1 protein-coding gene is annotated in these 215 nt (G+C 43.7%); it reads right to left on the bottom strand.

Annotation, left to right across the window (positions count from 1 at the left end):
- The coding region (locus tag HX884_RS26975; RefSeq protein ID WP_235538853.1) for an SMR family transporter at positions 1 to 126 on the bottom strand (126 nt) is incomplete at its 3' end.
- Positions 127 to 215 lie beyond the last annotated feature (89 nt).

The raw sequence follows: 215 nt of genomic DNA, 5'->3' as shown, positions 1-215 counted from the left end.
GATGCCATAACCGATTATGACAACGGCGGAAGGGGCAAGCTTAGTAAAGCCCTCGCTAGATTTTAATGCGGATGTTGCGATTACTTCGCCAACTATTGCGATAACAAGAAAAAGCCAGCCTTTCATGATATATCTCCCAATTTGTGTAGGGCTTATTATGCACCCGACATTCCGCAGCTAATTTAGGAATAAACTACCTCATAGAGTCTACCGAG

Origin of the sequence: Enterobacter sp. SECR19-1250 (assembly GCF_013391025.1) — a bacterium.
GTDB lineage: Bacteria > Pseudomonadota > Gammaproteobacteria > Enterobacterales > Enterobacteriaceae > Enterobacter > Enterobacter cloacae.
Note: the sequence above shows the minus strand (reverse complement) of the source record. Positions and strands in the feature narration are given on the sequence as shown.